This is a genomic window from Alistipes sp. DJF_B185, assembly GCF_964250025.1.
GTDB classification, from domain to species: domain Bacteria; phylum Bacteroidota; class Bacteroidia; order Bacteroidales; family Rikenellaceae; genus Alistipes; species Alistipes finegoldii.
In genome coordinates this window covers 68,422-89,454 of record NZ_CAXUDY010000001.1, presented here as the reverse complement: position 1 = coordinate 89,454, position 21,033 = coordinate 68,422, and the positions used below count along the sequence as shown (strand labels likewise).

The following is a 21,033-nucleotide window of genomic DNA, read 5'->3' as shown; positions in this document are numbered from 1 at the left end:
GCGGGGTGGATTCCCGCGAAAAACGGCGTGCCGGTTCACCCGCCTCTTCGACCGTTTCGCCTTGACCGCTGATTCCGAATAAAATGCCTTTCGGTGCTGTCCCGGCACGGATTTTGCTGTTTCTGCAATCCGAATAAACAGGCCGGGACATTCCCGCCGGAGTAGAAAGAAATTTGGATTTTCGGAAAAAAGTGTTTATCTTGCCGCCGATAAGGCTCCGGAGCTCCGGGTTTCCGAAAGCCCGAACGATGAAATTATCGACATACACAACTTAAAAAGGATTGCCTATCGGGAAAAGTCTACTCTTAACTACATTTAGGAGACAAGAGTATGAACGTGCAAGTATTAAGTGACCAGGTATTGCTTAATCACTACCTCTCAGGTGACCAAAGTGCCATATCCAAGCTCATCGAACGCCATAGCCGCCGTGTGCGCGACTACATCAATATGATGGTGAAGGACCGCGATGTTGCAGAAGATATCTTCCAAGAGACATTTATCAAAGCCGTGCGTGTAATCGACGACGGCCGCTATACGGACAACGGGAAGTTTCTCTCGTGGGTGCTGCGCATCGCGCACAATCAGGTGATCGACTATTTCCGCGCCCAGCGGCAGAACAAGGCCGTCACCGAAGCCGAAGCCGGATACGATGTATTGGGATCGCTGCGTTTCGCCGAGCGGAACGTGGAGGACGCCATGGTCAGCGAACAGATCGAGCGCGACGTGCGCGCTCTGGTCGAACTGCTCCCTGCCGAGCAGCGCGAGGTGGTGATGATGCGTTATTTCGCCGGTCTCAGTTTCAAGGATATCGCCGAGCAGACCGACGTGAGTATAAACACCGCGTTGGGCCGGATGCGCTATGCGCTTATCAACCTGCGGCGGATGATCAAGGAAAAAAATATGATTTTGTGCTGACCGGCACACAATATTTCCAAAGGCGCGGCGTTTAGTTAGTACAAAGCAAAATTACAAGATGCCTATGGAGGATATTGACAAAAACGAAGTTTCGGACGACGGCATCTCCGATGAAGAAGAACTTCTGCATCGGGAGGTGATTCAGGGTGATGCGGATCTTTACTACCTTCACCACTACCTCTCGGAAGTTTTTCGGAATGGGGATAATTTTTAAGGGTTAATTTTTGATGGGGAAGGGCGCCGGGAGGCGCCCTTCATTTTAGGGGCTACGGCCCGTTCGCGCATCTCTTTTTTTAATTGGACGATTATGAAATTCAGCAATGTGAGATTATTGGTCAGGGACTATGAAAAGTGCTTCCGGTTTTATACCGAAAAACTCGGTTTGGAGGCGGCTTTCGATATCGAAGGCTGTTACGGCAGTTTCAAGGAGGCCGAAGGCATCGAGGGGTTGGCGATATTTACGTCCGACCTCATGGCGCCGGTCGCCGGGAACGCAGACAAGGAGCTGCCGGCCGGCTGCAGGGATAAGATGATGGTATCGTTTGAAGTCGACAATGTGGACGAAGCCTTCGAAACGCTCTCTGCAAGGGGCGTGGAGTTTGTCAACCGGCCGACCGACATGCCCGGCTGGGGGATGCGGGTCGTGCATCTGAGAGACCCCGAAGAAAATCTGATCGAACTTTTTACGCCTTTGGCAGCGAACTTATGACACGCATACGAATCAAACGCGTTTACGAACCCGCCGCTCCGGACGACGGCTGCCGCGTGCTGGTCGATAAACTGTGGCCGCGCGGCGTGCGCAAGGATGCGCTGCATTACGACATGTGGGCCAAGGAGATCACGCCCAGCCCCGAACTGCGCGCATGGTACCACGCCGATCCGCAGACCCGCTGGCCGGAGTTCCGGCGCCGGTATCTCGAAGAGCTGCGCGGCTCGCAGGCCGTGCGGGAGTTTGTCCGCCGCATCGCCGGAAATGAGACCGTTACGCTGCTGTACGCATCGAAAAATGCGGCTGAGAATCATGCGCTTGTCCTGCAGGAATTTCTCGAACACGCCGTGACGGAGATCGCGCACGCCTGACCGGCGTGATGCGCGGTTCGCTCCCGCCGTTCGGCCTTGTGTTCCTATGGCTTGTGCCGTTTCCGGTTGCATCGGTTTCGCCGCCGGGAGGGGTTGGTGTGCCGTGGTGTGGGAAAGGGAAGCCCCTCCTTAGAGGGGCTTCCCGTGTGAACTTTTTTTTGTGTGGCAGTCGCTGTTTGGGGACGGCAGAGTTCCCGGTGCGGCGGCGGAGAACAAAAAAAGCCCCTCGGTGCGAGGGGCTTGTACGGTGAGGCAGACTTGACGGCGTACGGAAATATCAGCGGTTGCCGAGACATTGGTGCGCCCGCCGCAGCTGGATCGAAAGCGAACAGGCGGCGATGCCGGCGAAGAGCAGCGAAATGCCGACCCAGATCACGACGGCCGTGGTACCGAATACCAGCGGCTGGAACAGAATCCACAACGAGCAGAGCACCAGCAGGATGCCGCTGAAAACGGTCCAGCCCGATCCGGGAATCTCCATGGCGTTCATGTCGCCGCCCAGACCGATGGCGCTGAATCCGCGCAGCATGAGCCAGAAACCGAGGAAAATCGGCAGCGTGGCGGCCGAAAGCGCGACGTTGAAGATCAGGATGATGCCGAGGATGATTTCGATGATGCCCCCGGCCAGCATCCAGCCGCGGCCCGTGATGAAGTGTTTGTTGGCCGACGAAAGCACGACTTCGAGAATGCCCGAAAAGAGCATCAGCCAGCCGAAGACGAGCGACATGCCCAGATAGCTCTGGGTGGGGTAGACGAATATCAGAATGCCCACGACGAACAGGGCGATGCCGATGATCAGGAGCAGCCACCAGTAACGTACGGCCCGCTTCGAATTTTCGATCAGTGAGGAAAAATTGTTCATAGCATATGGATTTTCCTCCCTCCGGAGCAAATTGCATACCAGAGCCGGAGCGCTCAGGTCCTGAGTATGCGTGGTAAAGGCCGTTTTTTCCGCGGGTGTCGGATGCGGGTTTCCGTGGCCGTAGGTCGGCGCCTCACTGCCGCCGCAGATGTTTCGGCGCAGATGTTTCCGCAGAGATCGCTTCGGCGAAGATGTTTCGGCGCGGGGCGCTTTGCTTCGCCGTAGGTTGCTTCAGTGCGGGTTGCTTCGGTGCGGGTCGCGGGCTTCCGGCGGAATAAGCCGGCCGGAACCGGGATAGTCCCGTTGAAGCCGGAGCGCCCCTGTCCGATGCGCTATAATCCCGTCGGATCGTCGGCCTGCGCACGCTCCGGTTGCGGAGTTTCCAGCGGAACCACCTCGCCGATTTCGGGCCGCAGGAGGTGCTGCGCGGTGTCCGCGGCCAATGCCGCCTCGGTCGCCAGCGGCTCGTCCCAGCGGTGCTTGGCAAGGGCGTATTTCGAGTGGTGGACGGTCATGATCCGCCTTGCACCCAGCTCTTTTGCGGCTTTGGCCAGTTGGTCGGGCATCGTGTGGATGTATTTCCACGCTTCGTCGTACTGGCCGTTTTCGAGAACGGCGAGGTCTATGTCCGGAAACTCTTCTCCGATCTCGGCGAAATGGCATCCGTATCCGCCGTCGCCGCCCATGTAGATTTTCCGCGCGGGCGTTTGCAGCAGGAACGATCCCCACAACGTCTGATTGGACGACCGCCCGCGGCCGGAGAAGTGGCGCGAGGGGAGACAGCGGACGGTGAATCCGTCGCCGAGCGTCTGTTGTTCGTGCCAGTCCAGCTCGACGATCTTCGCCGGGTCGAAGCCCCAGTACTCGAAGTGCTCGCCCACGCCCAGCGGACAGATGACCGTGCCGATGCGCTCTTTCAGCTCGCGGACCGTGCGGTAGTCGAGATGATCCCAGTGGTCGTGCGTGACGATGAGGTAGTCGATGTCGGGCATCTCTTCGGGGCGGTAGATGTCGGTGCCTTTGAACGGACGGTTGAGCAGCGAGAGCGGCGCCGCGCTGCGGAAAACCGGATCAACGAGCGTCCGGCGTCCTTCGGCCTGAATCAGGTAGGACGAGTGCCCGAACCAGACCAGCAGGTTGCTTTTGGAATCGAGCGCCCGCAGGTCGGTGCGGATCGCCGGTACCGCATCTTGGGGACGGAGTCCCTCGCGCTTGCGGAAGAGAAATTCCAGTATGCCGCGCAAACGGCTCTTGTCGCCCGTCATCATCGGACCGGCTTCTTGATTGCGGAACCGGCCGTCGCGGTAGTTCGGCGACTGCCGGATGCGTTCGAGCCGTTCGCCTTGGGGCAGACGCCCGAAGCTCGGCAGACGGACGATGACGAATGCGGCGGCCAGCGCCGCGAGCAGGATGCTTGACAGTATTATCATTTTGCCTCTTTTTTGCTTGCCCGACATGATTTTTCAGGTTTGTATGGTGCAAATATACCGTTTCTTCCGAGACGGTGTGTATACGGATTACGGTTCGGGCTACCATTATTCCGGAAATGTCTCCGGCAGCGGCCGCCGATAGGTTGTTCCGGGCTGTTTTGACCGACGATTCGGCTGATTTGTTCTATTTATTATGATTTAATGCCAAAGTTTTATATTTTTGTGACGGATTGTTTCTGCAATGTGATGCCTTATACGTCTTACTCTGAAAAATTACCGGGACCCGGTTGCCGGATTTTATTCCGCACTCTGGTCTTGACGTTCTGTTTGTGCCTGCTCTCCGGATTCGAAGTCCGGGCGCAGTCCGCGCAACGGAAGTTCGTGGTCCGCGGCCGCGTTACCGATGAGGCGGGAACGCCCCTTGTCGGGGTTACCGTCGTGGAACACGGGACTTCGAACGGTGTGGCGACCCTCTCCGGAGGCGAATTCTCCATCGGCGTCGCTCCCGGCGCCGTGCTCGACGTCTCGTGCGTGGGCTATGTGCCCCGCAGTGTCCCGACCGAAAACCGCACCGGGTTGGACATCACGCTGGAGGAGGACGTGAAAGCTATCGCCGACGTGATCGTGACGGCTCTGGGACTGGAACGCAACTATGCCGACCTGACCTATTCGGCCGACAAGATCAAGGGAACGCAGCTCACGAACGTCAAGTCTTCGAACATGATTCTCTCGCTCGCGGGCAAGTCGGCCGGCGTGCAGGTAAACGAAAGCTCTTCGGGTGCGGGCGCCTCCTCCAAGGTCAGCATCCGCGGCGTCCGCTCGGTGGCCAGCGACAATCAGCCGCTGTACGTGGTCGACGGCATGCCGATTCTCAACTCTTCGCCTGAGCAGGCCTATACGGCCATCGGGGGTGTCGCCGATGCGGGCAACCGCGACGGCGGCGACGGCATCTCGAACCTCAATGCCGAGGACATCGAGAGCGTCTCGATCCTCAAGGGCGCCCCGGCGGCCGCGCTGTACGGCAGTCAGGCCGCCAACGGCGTGATCTTGATCACGACCAAGAAGGGCAGCGCCGCGAAACGGCAGCCCGTGACCTTCACTTCGAACCTTACGTTCCAAAGCCCTTTCCGCCTGCCGGACTTCCAGAACCGTTACGGGGTGAGCGGCGGCGTCGAAAGCTGGGGTGCGCGCGCCGCGATGAAGGCTTACGACAACGCCGGGGATTTTTTCCGGACGGGCGTTACGGCGATGAACTCGCTGTCGGTCTCTTCAGGCACCGAGCAGATGCAGACCTACTTCTCCTACGCCAATACCGCCGAGCGCGGAATCACGGGCTCGAACCGCCTGATGCGGCATAACTTCAACCTGCGGGCGACGACCGGGCTGTTCCGGGACCGGATCAAGCTCGACGGCAACATCAGCTTCATGCGTCAGGTCGTGAAGGACAAACCGGTGCCGGGCGGATTCTACATGAACCCGCTGGTCGGGCTTTACCGTTTTCCGCGCGGCGTCGATATGACTCCCTACCGCGAGCATTTCGAGGTCTATGACCCGGACCGCAAACTCAGCGTGCAGAAATGGATCGCTCCGAGCGACGATTTCGAACAGAATCCCTATTGGATCACCAACCGCATCCGCAGCAAGAGCCTGCGCAACCGGGTCATGGCCTCCCTCTCCGCCGACTGGAAGGTGAACGGCTGGCTGCGCATCCGCGCCCGCGGCAACGTCGACTATATCGACGACAAGGTCCGCCAGAGGTTCTACGCCTCGACGGCTCCGGCGCTGGCCGGGAACAACGGCCGTTACATCGAAAGCGGTTATTCGGAGACCCTTTTCAACGGCGAGGTGCTGGCCCTCTTTGACAGGCGGTTCACGCCCGACTGGACGTTCAGCGCTACGGTCGGCGCCTCCCTGAACGACCGCACGGTGAATTCGCTGCGCATCGATTCGAAGACCGCGTCGCTCTATTACCCCAATGTGTTCAACGTGGCCAATATCGTCATGAACAGCTCGGCCTACGTCGACGAGCAGATCGACGCCCGCCGCCAGATACAGTCGCTCTTCGCCACGGCTTCGGTCAAATACGCCGAGAGTCTCAACCTCGAAGTCACGGGGCGCAACGACTGGGCTTCGACGCTGGCCTACACCTCGCACGAGGGCAGCGGGTTTTTCTACTGTTCGTTCGGCGCGTCGTGGGTCGTCGGCAAGATGTTCAAACTGCCCGAATGGATGTCGTTCGCCAAGGTGCGCCTGACGTGGAGCCGCGTGGGCAACGACATTCCGATGTTCATCACCAACCCGAAGGCCCACATTACGGCCGGCGGGGGCATCAACGCCGCCGATGCTGCTCCGGGCACCGACCTCAAGCCCGAAATGACCAATGCGCTCGAAGCGGGTTTCGAATGGCGTTTCTTCGGCGACCGGCTGGGAATCAACGCCACTTACTACAAGACCAACACCCACAACCAGTTCTTCAAGCTGCCGGCCCTGTCGGGCGAAGCCTATGCTTTCCGGTACGAAAATGCCGGCAACATCGAGAACGAGGGCGTCGAGGTGTCGCTGAGCGCCTATCCGGTTTACGGCAGCGGTCTGACGTGGCAGTCGGTCGTGAACTTCGCGCATAACAGGAACCGGGTGATAAAACTGCACGACGAACTGCGCGAATATGCCTACGGTCCGTCGAGTTTCTCGTCGTCCTACGCCATGAAACTGGTCGAGGGCGGGGCGATCGGCGACATCTACGGCCGGGCGTTCGAGCGCGACGCCGACGGGAATATCGTTTACGAAACCGAAGGCGATTACGCCGGTCTGCCCCGCACCGCGGGCGACGGCAATACCGTCAAGGTGGGCAATGCGAATCCCGTATTCGCGCTGTCGTGGAGCAACACCTTCTCTTACAGGGGCGCGTCGCTGTCGCTGATGCTGGACTGCCGTTACGGGGGCCGGTTGCTGTCGCAGACCATGGCCGATATGGATTCCTACGGTGTCTCGGCCGCAACGGCCGACGCCCGCGACCGCGGTTACGTGACGCTCGAAGGGCGGCGTATCGACGACGTGAAGGGATTCTACAAACTGGTCGGAGGACGCGCCGGCGTGACGGAATACTACATGTACGACGCCACGAATATACGGCTGCGCGAATTGGCTGTCTCCTATGCGCTGCCGCAGAAGCTGGTCCGCCGCACGCGGGTGCTGAGCGGCGTCACCCTGTCGCTGGTCGCGCGCAACCTCTTCTTCATTTACAACGCCGCGCCGTTCGATCCCGATCTCATCCTTTCGACGGGCAACGACAATCAGGGAATCGAAGTGTACGGCATGCCCACCGTGCGCAGCGTGGGATTTAACATCAAACTGGAATTTTAAGCATGAAATGCCGGCATATATATCTTTTCGCGGGACTTTGTGCGCTGCTTCTCGGCGCGTGCACGGGTAATTTCCGCGACATAAACGACGACCTCTCCGGCATTACGGACGGCGAGCTGGAAGCCGATAACAACGGCTTGGGATACCGTCTGGGCATTATCCAGCAGGGGGTCTATTTCAATTACGATTTCGGCAAGGGCAAGAACTGGCCTTTCCAGCTCACGCAGAATCTCAATGCGGACATGTTTTCGGGCTACATGCACGACCCGAAACCCCTGCAGGGCGGGAGCCACAACTCCGACTATAACCTGCAGGACGGCTGGAACAGCGCCATGTGGCAGTTCACCTACTCCTATGTGATGCCCGAAATCTACCGGCTGGAGCAGACCGCCGCTGAGCTGATGCCGCCCTTCTATGCCATTGCGAAGATACTCAAGGTGCTGGCCATGCAGCGGGTGACCGACTATTACGGTCCGGTGATTTATACCCGTTTCGGCGCGCAGGGCGCCGAGTACGTGCCCGACGGCCAACGGGAGGTCTACATGCGCTTCTTCGACGATCTGGATCAAGCTTCGGAAATCTTGTCGGATTATGTCGCGGAGCGTCCGACGGCCGGCGAATTTGCGAAATTCGACCTGCTGCTCGACGGCAGCTATGCCGCATGGCTCCGCTTCGCCAACTCCCTGCGCATGCGTCTGGCCGTGCGTCTTGCGTCAGTCGCGCCGGAGAAGGCCCGCGCGGAGTTCCGGAAGGCGGCCGCTGACCCGTACGGGGTGATCGAGGTCAATACGAACAATGCGGCGGTCGAGACTTCGGGAATCTACTCGAATCCGCTCGGCGCGATCAACCGGAGCTGGAACGAAGCCGTCATGAACGCCTCGATGGAGTCCGTGCTGACCGGGTTCGGCGATCCGCGTATCGCGAAGTTTTTCGAACCCTGCGCCGAGGATCTCGTTATTGCGAATGACGGCGGGGAATCCGTTTCCGTTACGTTGAAAGGACAATATCACGGCGTCCGTCAGGGAACCGCCTTTTCGCATAACTATTACGCCGCCTTTTCGCGGCTTACCGTCGAGCCGACGACCGAAGTCGTGCTGATGTCTGCGGCCGAAGTGTGGTTCCTGCGCGCCGAAGCCGCCCTGCGGGGATGGACCGATGAAGACGCCGGAACGTGCTACCGCGCCGGCGTCTCCATGTCGTTCGCCCAATGGCAGGTGTCGGGTGCGGAGCAGTATCTGGAAAGCAACGCTTCCGCGGCCGATTACCGCGACCCGATCGCCCCGGAGAACGATATTGCGGCCCGGTGCCGCGTGTCGCCCCGCTGGGACGAGTTGGCGGCCGCCGAGATCGGACTCGAACGGATCATTACCCAGAAGTGGATCGCCATGTATCCCGAAGGCTGCGAAGCTTGGGCCGAGCAGCGGCGGACGGGTTATCCGCGTCTGTTTCCGGTGCGCTTCAACCATAGCAAGGGCCAGAGCATCGACACCGAGACGATGATCCGCCGCCTGCCCTATCCCGCGACGCTCGAAACCTCGGACCCCGAACAATACGAAATGCTTCTGAAAGAGCTTGGAGGTCCCGATCACGGCGGCACCCGCCTGTGGTGGGACACGGGGCGCAATTTCTGAGACTTGTCCGTCGGCCGGAAACTGAAACACACCGCTTTTGCGGTGTGTTTTTTTGTTGTGTCCGGCGACGTCCGGCCGATTGTTCGTGTGCGGTGATGCCCTGCGGCGTTGCCCGGCTTCTGGGTTTAGCCCCGGCTCTCCATGCTGTCTACCGAGGGGTTGACCGCCACGACGTCCTGTTCGATCTGCTGCCGGGAGGGAGTTCCGTTTGCGGATGCGGGGGCGATGGGGCCGTCGTCGGAAATGTCGTCCGGCGTGATCTGGGTGCGCGTGGTTTCCTGAGTCTGCTGCGGATCGGCGGAAGGCTGTCCCACTTGCATTCCGCCCTTGTTTTCCCGCAGAGCTTCCTTGTCGTATGCAGGTCGTTTCATAATTCGAATTCTTTTTTTTGTTCCGCGTGCAAAGGTCATACCATAGGGCGGCCCGCTGCGGGATATCGTCTCCGACGGGAATTTGCACGGAATTTGGGGCGGGTGCAAAGGTATTCACCGTAAACCGGACGATTATGAAAACAAGGAATTTGTTGCTGGGTATGGCCGCTGTCTGCGGCGGTTCCTTTCAGGCGGTCGCCTGCACGGGCATCGCGCTCACGGCTGCTGACGGCAGTTATGTGCAGTCGCGCACCATCGAGTGGGCCCGCGGCGTTTTGCAGAGCGAATACGTCGTCATCCCGCGCGGTCAGCGGCTCCGCTCCTTCACACCCTTGGGAGCCGACGGCATGACCTTCACGGCCAAATACGGCGTCGTGGGGCTGTCCGTGGTGCAGAAGGAGTTCATCGCCGAGGGGATCAACGAAGCGGGGCTGTCGGCCGGACTCTTCTTCTTTCCGCAATACGGAGGGTATGAACCCTACGAACCGGCGCAGAACGACCGCACGCTCGCCGATCTGCAATTCGTGGCATGGGTGCTGACACAATTTTCGACCGTCGATGAGGTCAAAGCCGCCGTCGGAGGCGTGCGCATCGTTGCGTTGGAAAAGACGTCGGTCGTACACTGGCGCATCGGAGAACCGTCCGGACGGCAGGTCGTGTTGGAAATCGTCGGCGGAGTGCCGCATTTTTACGAAAATGAGGTCGGTGTGCTCACCAACGCCCCCGGTTTCGAGTGGCAGCTCACCAACCTGAACAATTACGTGAACCTCTATCCGGGCGACGCCCCCGTCCGCCGGCTGGACGGCGTAACGCTGCGGCCTACGGGCGGCAATTCGGGGTTCCTCGGCCTTCCGGGCGACGCCACGCCGCCATCGCGCTTCGTGAGGGCCGCCTTCTACCGCGCCACGGCTCCGCAGCGCGCCACCGGGTTCGAGACCGTACAGCAATGCTTCCACCTGCTCAACAATTTCGACATTCCCATCGGCATCGAACATCCCGAAGGCGAGTGTCCGGACATTCCGAGCGCCACGCAGTGGACCTCGGCCATCGACCTGACCAACCGCCGGGTCTATTACAAGACCGCCTACAACAATACGATCCGCTGTATCGACCTCGCGGGGATCGACTTCGGGAAAACGGCCTATCAGTCCCATCCGCTGGACCCGAAACGGGAACAGCCCGTGGAACGGATCGCTGTTCCGGAGTAAGACGGCGGTTGCGGTCCGTTTTCGGCCGCTTCTTCGTCGGCGTCGCCGGGGCTGAACTCCTCGTCGGCGAAAAAGCCGGCTTGTCCCGTGAGCTGTTTCTGGCGCAGCAGTGCGTCGCGCTCCGTGCCGATATGGCGCATGGTTCACCGGTCGGACCGTTGCGTCCGGATAGGTTTCCCTTTTGCAATCGGCCGGCAGGGATTCCCTGACGACCGGTTGGCCGCTGGGGGTGGTTCCCGGCCGGCGGCTATCGTATCCGCCGGACCCATATATTCTCTCCCTTTGCATCCGAAGACAAAAGGCTGCCCGCGGCAAAATCGGACTGCTTTTTCATGCCCGTCCCGAATATTGGTGTGGAAGCGTTCCATATCGGCTTGGAAAGCTTCCCCGGATTCCGGACCTTTGCCGCGCAAACGAAAAAAACGGCTTTCCGACCATGTCTGTACGACCTTGCGAAATACTGAACTGCGGGGATGTCTATCTTTTTCCTGAGACGAATTCTCGGTGTCAGGGCCGCTCCTCGCTATGGAGCGTGATCGTCTTGCGGAAGAGGAATGTCGTGCTCGAATCGGATACGGGGGATTATCGGCATTTTGCGATGTGGCGGCCCCTTGCCGTCGGTTGCCGTTATTGCCGACTGGCGAAACGCTCCGAATTTCGGGATTATAGGGTGAATCTCACGTATGCCGAAATGCGTAAAATAGGATAAGGATAATGTCGTCCTGCTTAAAACTTTAGCGGTTATGAAAAAGGATAACGAGAGTCCCTATCGTTACTATCGTGTCGTAAGCGTCAAAAAGATCGATCAGTGGTTTTTCGACCGATACGATCATCGCAGAACCCACGCGAAAATCTATGAAACGGTCATCCGGCCCAAATTCGGGATGTGCGAGAACACGTTTCTCGACTACCGTCATGAACCGGACGAGCTGCTGGAACTGTTTCCGCAGTCGGCCAGCGTCGAGTTTTCGCTGTGGCTTCCGACAGTACAGACCAAGTACATGGTTCCCGCCGAGGCGAATCGATTCAGCCTGATGCTCTGGGATTCGATCGACAAGGCTTTTCGCTGTATCCGGCGACGGGAGCCGGGCTGCTGCATAGACGCCGACAAGTTACTGACGTATATGACGCTTTATCTGGAAGAAAGATCATCCGTCGGGATGAAGTGACGCAACTTATGAATGAAGAGAGGGGCTGTCCGAACAATTCGGGCAGCCCCGGTATTTTCGTGCGGTCTTTTCGTTTTCGGTTCGGGGAATCGGCCGAAGTTTTTGCAAAATGATGATATACAGTCGGTTTTCCTCTTTTGCGCCGGACGGGCAACAAAAAAGGAGCCTCGGAAAAAGGCTCCTTTGTGCGGATAAAGGGACTCCGCTTATCTTTTCAGTACTCTGAATATCAGTCGAATAATCTAAATATCAATCTTCTGCACACACTTTGGCGTTGCATGAAAAGCGTTGGTTTGCTTGCCTATGTTCTGGCGTTTCAATACGGTACAAAGGTAAGCAATCTATTTGAATAAAACAACCCGGCCACACAGCCGGGTTGTTTTTGTATTAGGTTTTCGGAACAGTCGGTTTATAATAATTCTTCTCCACTACTTGGTTGATTTTAGCTTCCGGGTATAGAATATTCCCACCTATTGAGGTGTATGGTATTAGTCCTTTATCCCGATAGTTCTGTAAAGCTCTTCGGCTGATATGGAAATGTTCCATTACCTGTTCTGTGGTGAAATACCGTTCGTTGAGCAGAGAGGGGCGCACTTTCTTCATTAGCTTGTCGGTAATCCGCATGATGTTCTGCATCGTAGCGGCCAATTTCCTGTACTCCGGCGTTTCGCAGGTTATTACGTCGTCGCATGTAATCTTACTATCTTCCATAGCTATTTTTGTTTAGTCAGACCCCTGTCAAGCACTGCTTTTACATCTTCAGACTTGTAGTAGCATTTGTTCCCCATCACGGTATAGGGTAGAACTCCGCTGTTCCGGTAATATTGCAGGGTTCGTTTGGAGATATTCAGCCATTGGCATACTGCGGCATTATCGATTCAGCCCGAACCGTCCGCTGGGAAAAACAGACGTTCTAATGTCTGCATGCGTTTGTTTTCCTGCTCGGCGTTAGCTTGCGTTTCCAGCCACGCCCTTTCTTCGATCAATAGATACTTCATACGTTAATTTTAATTAGTAAATGTTTTTTATCTGCAATATATCCTTACTTCGGGCAACTCCTGCCACAACGGACAAGAACGGACGCAACTGGATTATCGGCAAGGCAATATAGTAATGGTTTTCCGGTTCCCGGCCTTTGGCCGCTCCAGACCGTTCCAGACCGTCCGCCCTTGTTCTCTATTGCAAATCCGGCGGCAATATAAGGGACGCCCCGCTGTTTTGATGCTGTTTACGCCCTCGTTCTCCCTCATTCGCCCTAATTGGCCCCATGAATCGGGCGGATTCCGCGGCATAACTCCCCGGACTCTCTCCTCGGTACTCCTGCAAACTTGGCGGCAAGATAAGGGCAGCGTCCCGACTTGGTGCTGTCCGGGGAGTGAACGGTTATGAACGGTGCTAATTGACCCCGAAAACCGGACAAAATCAGCCGCAGTTTCGGGGTATCAGTGCCAAAATCAAACATCCGGAGGTTTTGTCCATACTACGGAGCAGTTCCGCGCAGCAGGGCGCAATAATATCAGGCATGTAACAGATTGGAAAATTGTGTATTATCTTCGCCGCAAATCTTAAAATCCGACACATTTATGACTACCCGAACCATCCATTCCACTCCGGCGATCTTCCGCCCGTCGTGAAGAGCCGCCCGCCCTGAAATCAGCTCTCCGATCTCCCGCCTTTCGGGGTACTGACTTTCCCGCTCTGTCCGCCTGCGCCTTTGCGTGAGCGTCGATGCGATACGTCCCGCCTTTGCCGCCCTAAGCCTCCGCCGACTATATCCGGCGGGTCTTGCGGGCCAGCTTCGGCGTGCCGTGTCCGGGGCTTCGGCCCCGGCATCGACCGCTCCCGAAACGGGAGGAAGCAAGGTTGTGTTTTCGTGCCACAAAAATCCGTCTCCGACGTTTTTTGCGACCACTTCAAACAACCTTGCTCTGCGAGGCCATCCCATTCGGACTGCTCCCGGTGCGGGTCGCATTCCGAAACGCCCGCCGCTCCCTGCGGTCGCCGCGGGCTTGGGATTCGGGGCGTCTGCGACGCGGGTTTACAACCGTGCCCGCTTCACGGGTTTTACCCGGTCATCCGGCAGCGGTCGGACGTGCGGCCATGCGCTGAACTAACACGGGTTCGCACATGGCCGAGAACCGAAAGAACAAGGGCGGCAGACCGCCCAAAACCGCCGCCGCAAAACACTCCGAAACCGTCCGTTTCCGCGTAACGGCCGCACAGATGCAAACCCTGCAACAAAGCGCAGCGAAAAGCAGGCTGACCCTGTCGGAATACGCCCGGCAAATGGTGCTTGCCGGAAAAGTCATCGCCCCGGCCAGCCCCGAAGAACTGGGCCTGATTGCCGAGCTGACCCGCGAGAAGAACAACCTGAATCAACTTGCCAAAGTCCAGAACGCCGCAGGAGCCGCAACGCGGGAAGCGGAACTGATCCGGATCATCCGGTTTTACAATCGGATGATTGCCAAACTGAAAAGAGAGTAGCAATGATAGGAAAAATCGTAACGGGCAAATCGTTCGGCGGAGCCGTCGAGTATGTCCTCAGGAAAGAGAAAGTCCGCCTGCTGGATAGCGACGGGGTAGATACCGAAAGCATCCGGTCGATAATCGACGACTTCAATTTCCAGCGCAAGGCCCGCCGGGAGATCGCAAAGGTCGTGGGGCATATCTCGCTCTCGTTCCATCGGGACGATGCGCCGACGCTGACCGACGATCGGATGCGGGAACTGGCGGCGGCCTACATGGAGTGCATGGGCATTGCCGATACGCAGTATATCGTCGCCCGACACAACGACACGGAACATCCCCACCTGCATATTATCTACAACCGGGTGAAATACGACCGGACGCTTGTGGCGGATAAGAACGAACGCCGCCGGAACGTCAAAGTCTGCAAACAGCTTAAACGCCGATACGGGCTGACATTCTCCAACGGCAAGCGGGACATAAAGAGTGAATGGCTTCACGGAGCGGACAAGGTGCGGCAGGAGGTGTTCGACGCCATAACCCGCATCCTGCCCAAATGCGACCGGATCGCCGACCTGTCGGCCAAACTGAAACGGCAGGGGATCGGCGTGCAGTTCGTCCACCGGGGCAACGACCCGAAGAAAGCGGTTCAGGGCGTAACCTTCACCAAAGACGGACTGACATTCAAAGGCTCGCAGGTAGACCGCAAATTCAGCTATGCCGGATTGTCGAAGACGATCCGCGAACGGGTCGAGACGTTGGCACGGGAAGCAGCCGACGAGGAGATCAAATACATGCGGGAAAGACGGCGGGAGCAGGAACGCGACACAACGCCGAAGCCGCGGAAAGCAGAAAAGCCGCAACCGCCGCAGGTCAAACGGGAAGAAACACCCCGCCTGCAACCTGCTACACAACAGCCGGAGCAAAGGCAACCAGCCCCGGCCATGCCGAAACCCTCCGCGCCGCAGCAGGTCGAAATCTGCGGTACGCGCTTTACGCAGGACCAATGGCGGCAGTTGCAGGAGAACCGAATGCTGCGGATAATCGTTCGCCGCAGGGATGAAGCCTTTACACGTGAATTGGTTACGGCGATAAAAGGCTGTCGGCTGACGGTGCAGGAACAGAAACAGTTGTATTCCGAGCAGGGGTTGATTAAGACGTTCCGCAGGCAGGACGGAACGGTTTACCGCTCCCGGTTCGGGGTGGAAGCAAAGCCCGGACAGAAAGACATGCTGACCGAGTGCGTATTATCCGTGCAACAGCTGCAAGAGGTGAAGCCCAACACAAAGCCGCAGATGAAACCGGAACAGCAACAAAAACCGAGGCCGCAGGTGAAACAGCCTGAAAACATTCAACTACATAGGAAAAAAGGACGAGGAATATAATTCAAGTAAAAATCTGCAAGGTTGTAATATTGTGCAACCACGCAGATTTATATTTGATCTTTAAATCAAAAAATTGTATTTAGAATGGAATTAATGAGTCATATACAAATTTTTCTAAATTATTTCGATTTTTACAAAGCATACATATTTCAGAATTCCTTTCCACATAATCATATAATTCCATTGTCAGGTCTTTATTGCTTAAGATCTGGGGTTCCTTGACTCTATATTCATCACAAAATCGATCAATCATTGTTCTGATTAAATCTTTGGCCGCCTTCTCTTCTTCCGGTGATGGCTCTATTCTTCGTGTATTTATTGGATTCCGTCTAAGTGCTGCTACTTGAGATGAAAGATTATCAATTTTTTCCAAAAGAAGTTGGCTACTTGTACCTTCATACATTGGTAATTTGGCCACATCTACAATGGCAAAATGCTTTAAAAATGTTGAATAAGAAGATTTTTTTGCAGCCTCAATAGTTACTTGAATTTTTTTAGACAACTCTTTCTTAAATTCCTCTATTTTAGGATGTCTCAATTCCTTTGGATAATTTATATGTTCTATTGGGGATGTATCAAATGAATATGCAGTCGTATCGTCTTTAACAATTACTACTGGTTTGTCAAATGCTAATCTCATGCCTAATTCAAACATTACATTTGAATTTTTAGAGCTAACATCACATACAATGATCTCATTTTGATAAAGGTTATGTACGATTGTTTTATGAATGATCTGAGTTTCATTGGCCTCGCTAACTAAACAAGGCGATAATCCAATAGAAGCTATTGAATCCGATATGATTTGGCGAACATCAGCCCAGTGACCAGCAGGATAACCAGGCGTATCCGATATTGGCATTATAATACCACATTTTGTAGGTTCCTCTTTTGGAGGCGTTTCTGTATTCTTTTGTATGCTTGCCATAGGATTAGTGTTTATCGTTCTTAGTTTGGTAAACTCGAATAATACGCAATTTGTAGCCTACAACCCTTTTCCACGATGTCGCGTAATAGTTCGATCTTGGGGACGAGAGCGTCGATGTCTGCTTTGGTGACGATGAAGTTCTTTTTGTTGTAGCGGGCTTCCAGATAGGCGCGGCGCAACAAGTCGAACAGGCGTTTTTCTTCGTCCGTGTCGCAGGGGAATACTTTAGCCAATTCCAGCGTATAGGGCTTGCATTTCTCAATCAGAAATTGCAGATCGTGTTCTTTATAGCCGTAAAGAATATAAACCAACGGGATAGTTTTTAGAAAACTTTCTGTTGCTTGGTGCAACATGAAAGCAGTCATGTGATAATTTTCCTCTTGGTAGTAAAAATTTGCTCCCTTAAAAAAATCAAGGCCATCGGAGAACTTATCACCGTAATACTCTTCCGCCATCTTCTTAATCTCTGCATAATCCAACTCTCCGGGCGTGGCTAACTGACATTCGCCCGAATCGTAGAGCATGATTCCCTTTGCGACGATCTCGACGTAGAAATAACGTCCCATCGTCAGGGCGTCGTTCAGCTTGGAGATGCTTTCGTTGATAATCTGGGGTCGGGGCAGGTTCTCGTCATTCTTCCCGGCTGCAAACCGCTCCCTTATGCGGGCCTCTACCGTGCTTTCCCTTTCTCCCAGCCGACGCTTGGTAACGACCAGCAGATCGTAGTCGCTCATGTAGATTGTCCGCACGCCGTAGTCGCGCCGTTCGTCGCGTTCGACGTAGGTATTCGCCGCATAACTCCCGTATAGGATAATCATAACGACATCTTTCACCTCGTCGCGGATCAGTGCGGCCAATTCGTGTAAATCCCGCTGTTTGCGTTCGGGCAGAAAGTCGATGGAGTTCTTCATACCCACAAAATTAGCAAGATTTTTCCAAAAACACACGGCCCGTTGGTATTAGATTCGAAATTGTTCGTATATTTGTTTCACGATTCCTTGAAGCAGTTTCGTTGTATAGGGGCGGCAGAAGCCGTCCGGGAACAAACTGGCAAGCAACTACTATGCAAACTTCAAGGAATTATCTCGACTCGGCATAAGCCGAGGGACATAACATATAAAGGGTAAACAACTCTTTATACCTCTGTATAAACTTGGGAGCCTCCTCGGAGGTTGTTTAATTCGGGTATAATAGTTGTCAGTCCTTGTTATGTCCTGCCCTTTACGGGCGGGGCAGGCAAGGGCGCAGGACAGCTGCCGAATTAAGGTTCCCAAGACCTATACAGAGGGGCTGCAAATGCGCCCCTTTTTTATTTCCATCCGGGGCGCACTCACACAATCTCAACCCCGGTATTATGTCACGGCAAATCAATCGAAAAGAGGCGTTTTTGGCATCCGTCGGCCCTTGGCCGGCGGGCATTGCTGTGTCTGCCGGGGGCTTCACAAGGACGGCGGACATGGCCCTGAAATCTGGTAGTAACACGCAAGTAATCCCGTGCCCGGCCGTCCTTTCTTTTTTACTTCTGCGGATGCGGGCGACCGAAATGAATTCTTCAATCTGTGAAGTTGCGTCACTTGATTGTTTCGGTCCCGCATCCGCTTTTTAATCCGACAACCACAAACTATGGAACCAGCCTTTACCCTCGGTATCCTGTACGGCTGCGGCTGCGGTTTCCGCACGGCACAGTATTTCGAACAACTCGCCGCATACTATCTGAAATCCATGTCGCGCGTCCGGGTGCTGATCGCCCTGACGGGCAAAGCCGAGCGGTCGGTTGCGGCCTGCCTTTTGGAACAACGAGCGAAGCACTCCGGGTTGGAGGTCACCGTCGTGCTGACGGCCCGGCAATGGCGGGAATATCTGCAAAACGTTTCGCACGGCAAAGCCGCCGAATGCAACCCGATTATCGACGCGGCGGATCGTCGGGAGGTGATGAAACGGTGCGCGGAGCGTTTTTCGCCCCGGAGCTGTTCCGGCTGTTTATCGAGCGTTGCGACCTGCTCGTTTTTCAAGAACACCATGCCGGGGCGCAGATGGTCGGACTGCTGCGCGAACTGCTGACGGATATGGCCGTGCCGCTGCCCGTGCAATACGAACTGCTCCATCCCGGCTATGCGAGCCTGCATTATCCGGCCGACCGGAAGCAGTACCGAATATACGGAGGCCCTTATTACGATCCCTATCAGGAGATTCGGCAAAGCGTCGCCTACCTGCGGCGCAATAATTTCGTGATCCGGGCGGAACACCTGCCGATGATCTTCGTGCACACATGGCAGTCCGAGCCGCCGCCGGGATGGTATCATTACCTGACGACCCCGGACGATACGGACGCGATATTCCGCCTGCGGGAAACGCCGCGCCACGATCATCTTTCGCTCAAGGTGTTCGCATACGCCTATGCCGTAAGGCATGATATGTGGGCGGGAGGCCGGGCAACCCCGTCGGGAGCCGACGCGATAAGACGGTTCCGGCAATTCCGGCAACTGTTGGAGATGATAGCCGCCCGGCGGGAAGCGGGAGAGCGGGTGAAATCGTTTGACCTGATGGATTTCGACGGGTACGATAAATTGCTGAAACAATATGGCTGGGTGCAAAGGCCCGATGAAATGAACACAAGACTGTGCGATGAATAACGAAATACCGCCTTTGAACTGTGCATGGTTCAAAGGCGGTATTTCATTGTCGGGACAGATTAGTTCGCTGCGGCCAACATCTCGCCGATTTTCTGCATTTCCCGGCCGATAAGCTGCTCGGAGAATTTCGCGTAATGACGGGGCATGTTCGTATTGGTGTGGCCGAGAATAAAAATCAATTAGAGTTCTTCTTTGAAAAAGAGTTGATAATAGTACATTCCAGTTGTTTCGTCATAACCTTTCTTTATGTATTGGTTATTGCCATGTACATAAATATGAAAATTTTTATCAAGTTTGATGACGCTTTTAAAAGCTCTTGATTGTTTTTTTACGGCAGAATCAGATATCGCAAACTCGTCCTCAATTTGAATGTCTCGTTCCTGTTCGTATTCATCTTTGAATCGATTGAAACTTTCAACGACTTTTGGGTCGGATATTACTTTTTGTGAAAATTCATCAAAGGAAAAATTGTCTTGTTCTTTGAAATATTTTATTGTCTCATTTAGAATCTCTGCTTGATCAGCTTTAGTAATCATAAATTCGTTAGGCAAATGCTTGGTAACATAATTTTTACACATTGCCATTACGTTGTGAGTATTATAATACTCGTCTTTTCGTTGTTGAACGTGTAAAAAATTATCAAACCAATATTGTGCTTCTGTCCCTTTATTTGTATTATCAACTACTGATAAAGTGTATCCTTCATCTTTTTCAATATTAAATATTAGGCAACCTTTATCAAGTTTATGGGTGTTGATTCCTGATAAACTTTCTATGTGTAGATCATTTTGCTCTGTATATATATTTAAGAATATATCCTTATTTTCAGATTTGAATAATCCTATTATGTCAGTAGCTTGATCATTAACTAAGCAATCAGTGAATCGAACAACATAAAATTCTCCCGCTTTAATTTTATTATGATTACAACACTCATAAAGATATTGGGCTAAATGCTTCGATTTATCAACAAAAGATTTATTATCCGTAAATATGTCTTTTACATACCTATATGTTTCATTTAGAGATAAATCTGTGCTGTGAAAAAAATGGAATAATTCATTGCCATTGAATGAATTTAGGAAATATTCTTTTAATACGCTTTGTAAGATTTCATCAAGTTCTATTGTTTGGGATGATAAAATACATCCATCATCATTTAATCTATTCCCAACATAATGAATAATAATATCAGATATTTCACCTAGTTCAAATTTCATTTTTTGCTTCTTATAATTAATAAATAAAAAAAATGTAAAAAATGCAAGGAGTCATATATAAACCAACTTAATAAGCCTATGAAAATTGCGGTGAATATATGCCCTATACAAATATATATATTTATAGAAATACGTTCACAAAATAAAGTATAACTATTAGTAAACGCATAAGCGGAAAGTGCCATAATTAATGATAAAAAGACGACCCTTTTATTGAATTGAACCACTCTGTTATAGAGGTTTACCCGTGTATTTAGCCATTTTATGGTTTCGCTGTCCCCTTGGATTATTAGACTTAGTATTGTTAATAAAAAACCAAAAACAAAAATTCCTATTTCTGGGAAATTATCTACAATCCCTTGACAATCTGTA

At 54.2% G+C, this 21,033-nt stretch carries 20 protein-coding genes and 1 pseudogene; 12 read left to right on the top strand and 9 right to left on the bottom strand.

Features of this window, described 5'->3' with window-relative positions; translation table 11 throughout:
• The first annotated feature begins 330 nt into the window (after positions 1–330).
• The 4 genes from ACESTR_RS00355 to ACESTR_RS00340 all read left to right on the top strand — a co-directional run bounded on the left by ACESTR_RS00355 (position 331) and on the right by ACESTR_RS00340 (position 1,995).
• Complete coding sequence (locus ACESTR_RS00355; RefSeq protein WP_009597243.1) at positions 331–915, top strand: RNA polymerase sigma factor; 585 nt, start codon at positions 331–333, stop codon at positions 913–915.
• A gap of 64 nt (positions 916–979) precedes the next feature.
• Positions 980–1,129: a hypothetical protein gene (locus ACESTR_RS00350; RefSeq protein ID WP_022043830.1), complete on the top strand. Its 150-nt coding sequence runs from the start codon at positions 980–982 to the stop codon at positions 1,127–1,129.
• 93 nt (positions 1,130–1,222) lie between these two features.
• Complete coding sequence (locus ACESTR_RS00345; RefSeq protein ID WP_288298933.1) at positions 1,223–1,624, top strand: VOC family protein; 402 nt, start codon at positions 1,223–1,225, stop codon at positions 1,622–1,624.
• Complete coding sequence (locus tag ACESTR_RS00340) at positions 1,621–1,995, top strand: DUF488 domain-containing protein (protein ID WP_009597188.1); 375 nt, start codon at positions 1,621–1,623, stop codon at positions 1,993–1,995. The genes ACESTR_RS00345 and ACESTR_RS00340 overlap by 4 nt, the downstream gene beginning before the upstream one ends.
• A gap of 277 nt (positions 1,996–2,272) precedes the next feature.
• Here ACESTR_RS00340 and ACESTR_RS00335 read toward each other — a convergent pair whose 3' ends face one another.
• On the bottom strand, positions 2,273–2,857 hold the full coding sequence (locus ACESTR_RS00335; protein WP_009597194.1) for an HdeD family acid-resistance protein: 585 nt from the start codon (positions 2,855–2,857) through the stop codon (positions 2,273–2,275).
• Between the two features lie 332 nt (positions 2,858–3,189).
• Positions 3,190–4,314, bottom strand: coding sequence for an MBL fold metallo-hydrolase (locus tag ACESTR_RS00330; RefSeq protein WP_227042642.1), 1,125 nt, complete (start codon positions 4,312–4,314; stop codon positions 3,190–3,192).
• A gap of 219 nt (positions 4,315–4,533) precedes the next feature.
• Here ACESTR_RS00330 and ACESTR_RS00325 point away from each other — a divergent pair, with 219 nt between their 5' ends.
• On the top strand, positions 4,534–7,650 hold the full coding sequence (locus ACESTR_RS00325; protein WP_227042641.1) for a SusC/RagA family TonB-linked outer membrane protein: 3,117 nt from the start codon (positions 4,534–4,536) through the stop codon (positions 7,648–7,650).
• 2 nt (positions 7,651–7,652) lie between these two features.
• A complete protein-coding gene (locus ACESTR_RS00320) occupies positions 7,653–9,281 on the top strand; it encodes a SusD/RagB family nutrient-binding outer membrane lipoprotein (RefSeq protein WP_302266936.1) in 1,629 nt (542 codons plus the stop codon).
• A 125-nt stretch (positions 9,282–9,406) separates the two neighbouring features.
• Here ACESTR_RS00320 and ACESTR_RS00315 read toward each other — a convergent pair whose 3' ends face one another.
• A complete protein-coding gene (locus tag ACESTR_RS00315; RefSeq protein WP_022043826.1) occupies positions 9,407–9,652 on the bottom strand; it encodes a hypothetical protein in 246 nt (81 codons plus the stop codon).
• A 134-nt stretch (positions 9,653–9,786) separates the two neighbouring features.
• On the opposite strand from ACESTR_RS00315, the gene ACESTR_RS00310 reads away from it, so the two are divergent.
• Together ACESTR_RS00310 and ACESTR_RS00305 are read left to right on the top strand one after the other, a co-directional pair.
• Complete coding sequence (locus ACESTR_RS00310; protein ID WP_195291342.1) at positions 9,787–10,860, top strand: linear amide C-N hydrolase; 1,074 nt, start codon at positions 9,787–9,789, stop codon at positions 10,858–10,860.
• 743 nt (positions 10,861–11,603) lie between these two features.
• Positions 11,604–12,029, top strand: coding sequence for a hypothetical protein (locus ACESTR_RS00305; protein WP_279183088.1), 426 nt, complete (start codon positions 11,604–11,606; stop codon positions 12,027–12,029).
• A gap of 387 nt (positions 12,030–12,416) precedes the next feature.
• Here ACESTR_RS00305 and ACESTR_RS00300 read toward each other — a convergent pair whose 3' ends face one another.
• The gene (locus tag ACESTR_RS00300; RefSeq protein ID WP_373178657.1) at positions 12,417–12,740 is read right to left on the bottom strand and encodes a helix-turn-helix domain-containing protein; all 324 of its coding nucleotides are present in this window, start codon (positions 12,738–12,740) and stop codon (positions 12,417–12,419) included.
• Positions 12,741–12,742: 2 nt separating this feature from the next.
• Positions 12,743–12,907 (bottom strand): helix-turn-helix domain-containing protein, encoded by a 165-nt coding sequence (locus ACESTR_RS00295; RefSeq protein WP_373178798.1) that lies wholly within the window; start codon positions 12,905–12,907, stop codon positions 12,743–12,745.
• Positions 12,908–14,156: 1,249 nt separating this feature from the next.
• Here ACESTR_RS00295 and ACESTR_RS00290 point away from each other — a divergent pair.
• Together ACESTR_RS00290 and ACESTR_RS00285 are read left to right on the top strand one after the other, a co-directional pair.
• Positions 14,157–14,513 (top strand): plasmid mobilization protein, encoded by a 357-nt coding sequence (locus tag ACESTR_RS00290; protein ID WP_019150245.1) that lies wholly within the window; start codon positions 14,157–14,159, stop codon positions 14,511–14,513.
• Between the two features lie 2 nt (positions 14,514–14,515).
• Positions 14,516–15,880 carry a relaxase/mobilization nuclease domain-containing protein gene (locus tag ACESTR_RS00285; protein ID WP_302266928.1) on the top strand — a complete coding sequence of 455 codons (1,365 nt, stop codon included), beginning with the start codon at positions 14,516–14,518 and terminating at the stop codon, positions 15,878–15,880.
• A gap of 79 nt (positions 15,881–15,959) precedes the next feature.
• Here ACESTR_RS00285 and ACESTR_RS00280 read toward each other — a convergent pair whose 3' ends face one another.
• Entirely contained in the window at positions 15,960–16,808 is an 849-nt protein-coding gene (locus ACESTR_RS00280; RefSeq protein WP_302266926.1) for a hypothetical protein, read from the bottom strand.
• Positions 16,809–16,828: 20 nt separating this feature from the next.
• Positions 16,829–17,719, bottom strand: coding sequence for a HEPN domain-containing protein (locus tag ACESTR_RS00275; protein ID WP_302266924.1), 891 nt, complete (start codon positions 17,717–17,719; stop codon positions 16,829–16,831).
• Between the two features lie 712 nt (positions 17,720–18,431).
• On the opposite strand from ACESTR_RS00275, the gene ACESTR_RS00270 reads away from it, so the two are divergent.
• Both ACESTR_RS00270 and ACESTR_RS00265 read left to right on the top strand, forming a co-directional pair.
• Entirely contained in the window at positions 18,432–18,869 is a 438-nt protein-coding gene (locus ACESTR_RS00270) for a hypothetical protein (RefSeq protein WP_302266922.1), read from the top strand.
• Positions 18,842–19,441 (top strand): hypothetical protein, encoded by a 600-nt coding sequence (locus ACESTR_RS00265; RefSeq protein WP_302266920.1) that lies wholly within the window; start codon positions 18,842–18,844, stop codon positions 19,439–19,441. The genes ACESTR_RS00270 and ACESTR_RS00265 overlap by 28 nt, the downstream gene beginning before the upstream one ends.
• Before the next feature lie 59 nt (positions 19,442–19,500).
• Here ACESTR_RS00265 and ACESTR_RS00260 read toward each other — a convergent pair.
• Together ACESTR_RS00260 and ACESTR_RS00255 are read right to left on the bottom strand one after the other, a co-directional pair.
• Positions 19,501–19,611: pseudogene (locus ACESTR_RS00260) on the bottom strand (recombinase); the annotation flags it as partial.
• A gap of 9 nt (positions 19,612–19,620) precedes the next feature.
• Complete coding sequence (locus ACESTR_RS00255; protein WP_279183080.1) at positions 19,621–20,661, bottom strand: nucleoid-associated protein; 1,041 nt, start codon at positions 20,659–20,661, stop codon at positions 19,621–19,623.
• Between the last annotated feature and the right edge of the window lie 372 nt (positions 20,662–21,033).

Excerpts from the sequence above, each read along its gene's own strand:
- ACESTR_RS00355 (WP_009597243.1), top strand. The coding sequence starts at position 331 with ATGAACGTGCAAGTATTAAGTGACCAGGTATTGCTTAATCACTACCTC.
- ACESTR_RS00350 (WP_022043830.1), top strand. The coding sequence starts at position 980 with ATGGAGGATATTGACAAAAACGAAGTTTCGGACGACGGCATCTCCGAT.
- ACESTR_RS00345 (WP_288298933.1), top strand. The coding sequence starts at position 1,223 with ATGAAATTCAGCAATGTGAGATTATTGGTCAGGGACTATGAAAAGTGC.
- ACESTR_RS00340 (WP_009597188.1), top strand. The coding sequence starts at position 1,621 with ATGACACGCATACGAATCAAACGCGTTTACGAACCCGCCGCTCCGGAC.
- ACESTR_RS00335 (WP_009597194.1), bottom strand. The coding sequence starts at position 2,857 with ATGAACAATTTTTCCTCACTGATCGAAAATTCGAAGCGGGCCGTACGT.
- ACESTR_RS00330 (WP_227042642.1), bottom strand. The coding sequence starts at position 4,314 with ATGTCGGGCAAGCAAAAAAGAGGCAAAATGATAATACTGTCAAGCATC.
- ACESTR_RS00325 (WP_227042641.1), top strand. The coding sequence starts at position 4,534 with ATGCCTTATACGTCTTACTCTGAAAAATTACCGGGACCCGGTTGCCGG.
- ACESTR_RS00320 (WP_302266936.1), top strand. The coding sequence starts at position 7,653 with ATGAAATGCCGGCATATATATCTTTTCGCGGGACTTTGTGCGCTGCTT.
- ACESTR_RS00315 (WP_022043826.1), bottom strand. The coding sequence starts at position 9,652 with ATGAAACGACCTGCATACGACAAGGAAGCTCTGCGGGAAAACAAGGGC.
- ACESTR_RS00310 (WP_195291342.1), top strand. The coding sequence starts at position 9,787 with ATGAAAACAAGGAATTTGTTGCTGGGTATGGCCGCTGTCTGCGGCGGT.
- ACESTR_RS00305 (WP_279183088.1), top strand. The coding sequence starts at position 11,604 with ATGAAAAAGGATAACGAGAGTCCCTATCGTTACTATCGTGTCGTAAGC.
- ACESTR_RS00300 (WP_373178657.1), bottom strand. The coding sequence starts at position 12,740 with ATGGAAGATAGTAAGATTACATGCGACGACGTAATAACCTGCGAAACG.
- ACESTR_RS00290 (WP_019150245.1), top strand. The coding sequence starts at position 14,157 with ATGGCCGAGAACCGAAAGAACAAGGGCGGCAGACCGCCCAAAACCGCC.
- ACESTR_RS00285 (WP_302266928.1), top strand. The coding sequence starts at position 14,516 with ATGATAGGAAAAATCGTAACGGGCAAATCGTTCGGCGGAGCCGTCGAG.
- ACESTR_RS00280 (WP_302266926.1), bottom strand. The coding sequence starts at position 16,808 with ATGGCAAGCATACAAAAGAATACAGAAACGCCTCCAAAAGAGGAACCT.
- ACESTR_RS00275 (WP_302266924.1), bottom strand. The coding sequence starts at position 17,719 with ATGAAGAACTCCATCGACTTTCTGCCCGAACGCAAACAGCGGGATTTA.
- ACESTR_RS00270 (WP_302266922.1), top strand. The coding sequence starts at position 18,432 with ATGGAACCAGCCTTTACCCTCGGTATCCTGTACGGCTGCGGCTGCGGT.
- ACESTR_RS00265 (WP_302266920.1), top strand. The coding sequence starts at position 18,842 with ATGGTCGGACTGCTGCGCGAACTGCTGACGGATATGGCCGTGCCGCTG.
- ACESTR_RS00255 (WP_279183080.1), bottom strand. The coding sequence starts at position 20,661 with ATGAAATTTGAACTAGGTGAAATATCTGATATTATTATTCATTATGTT.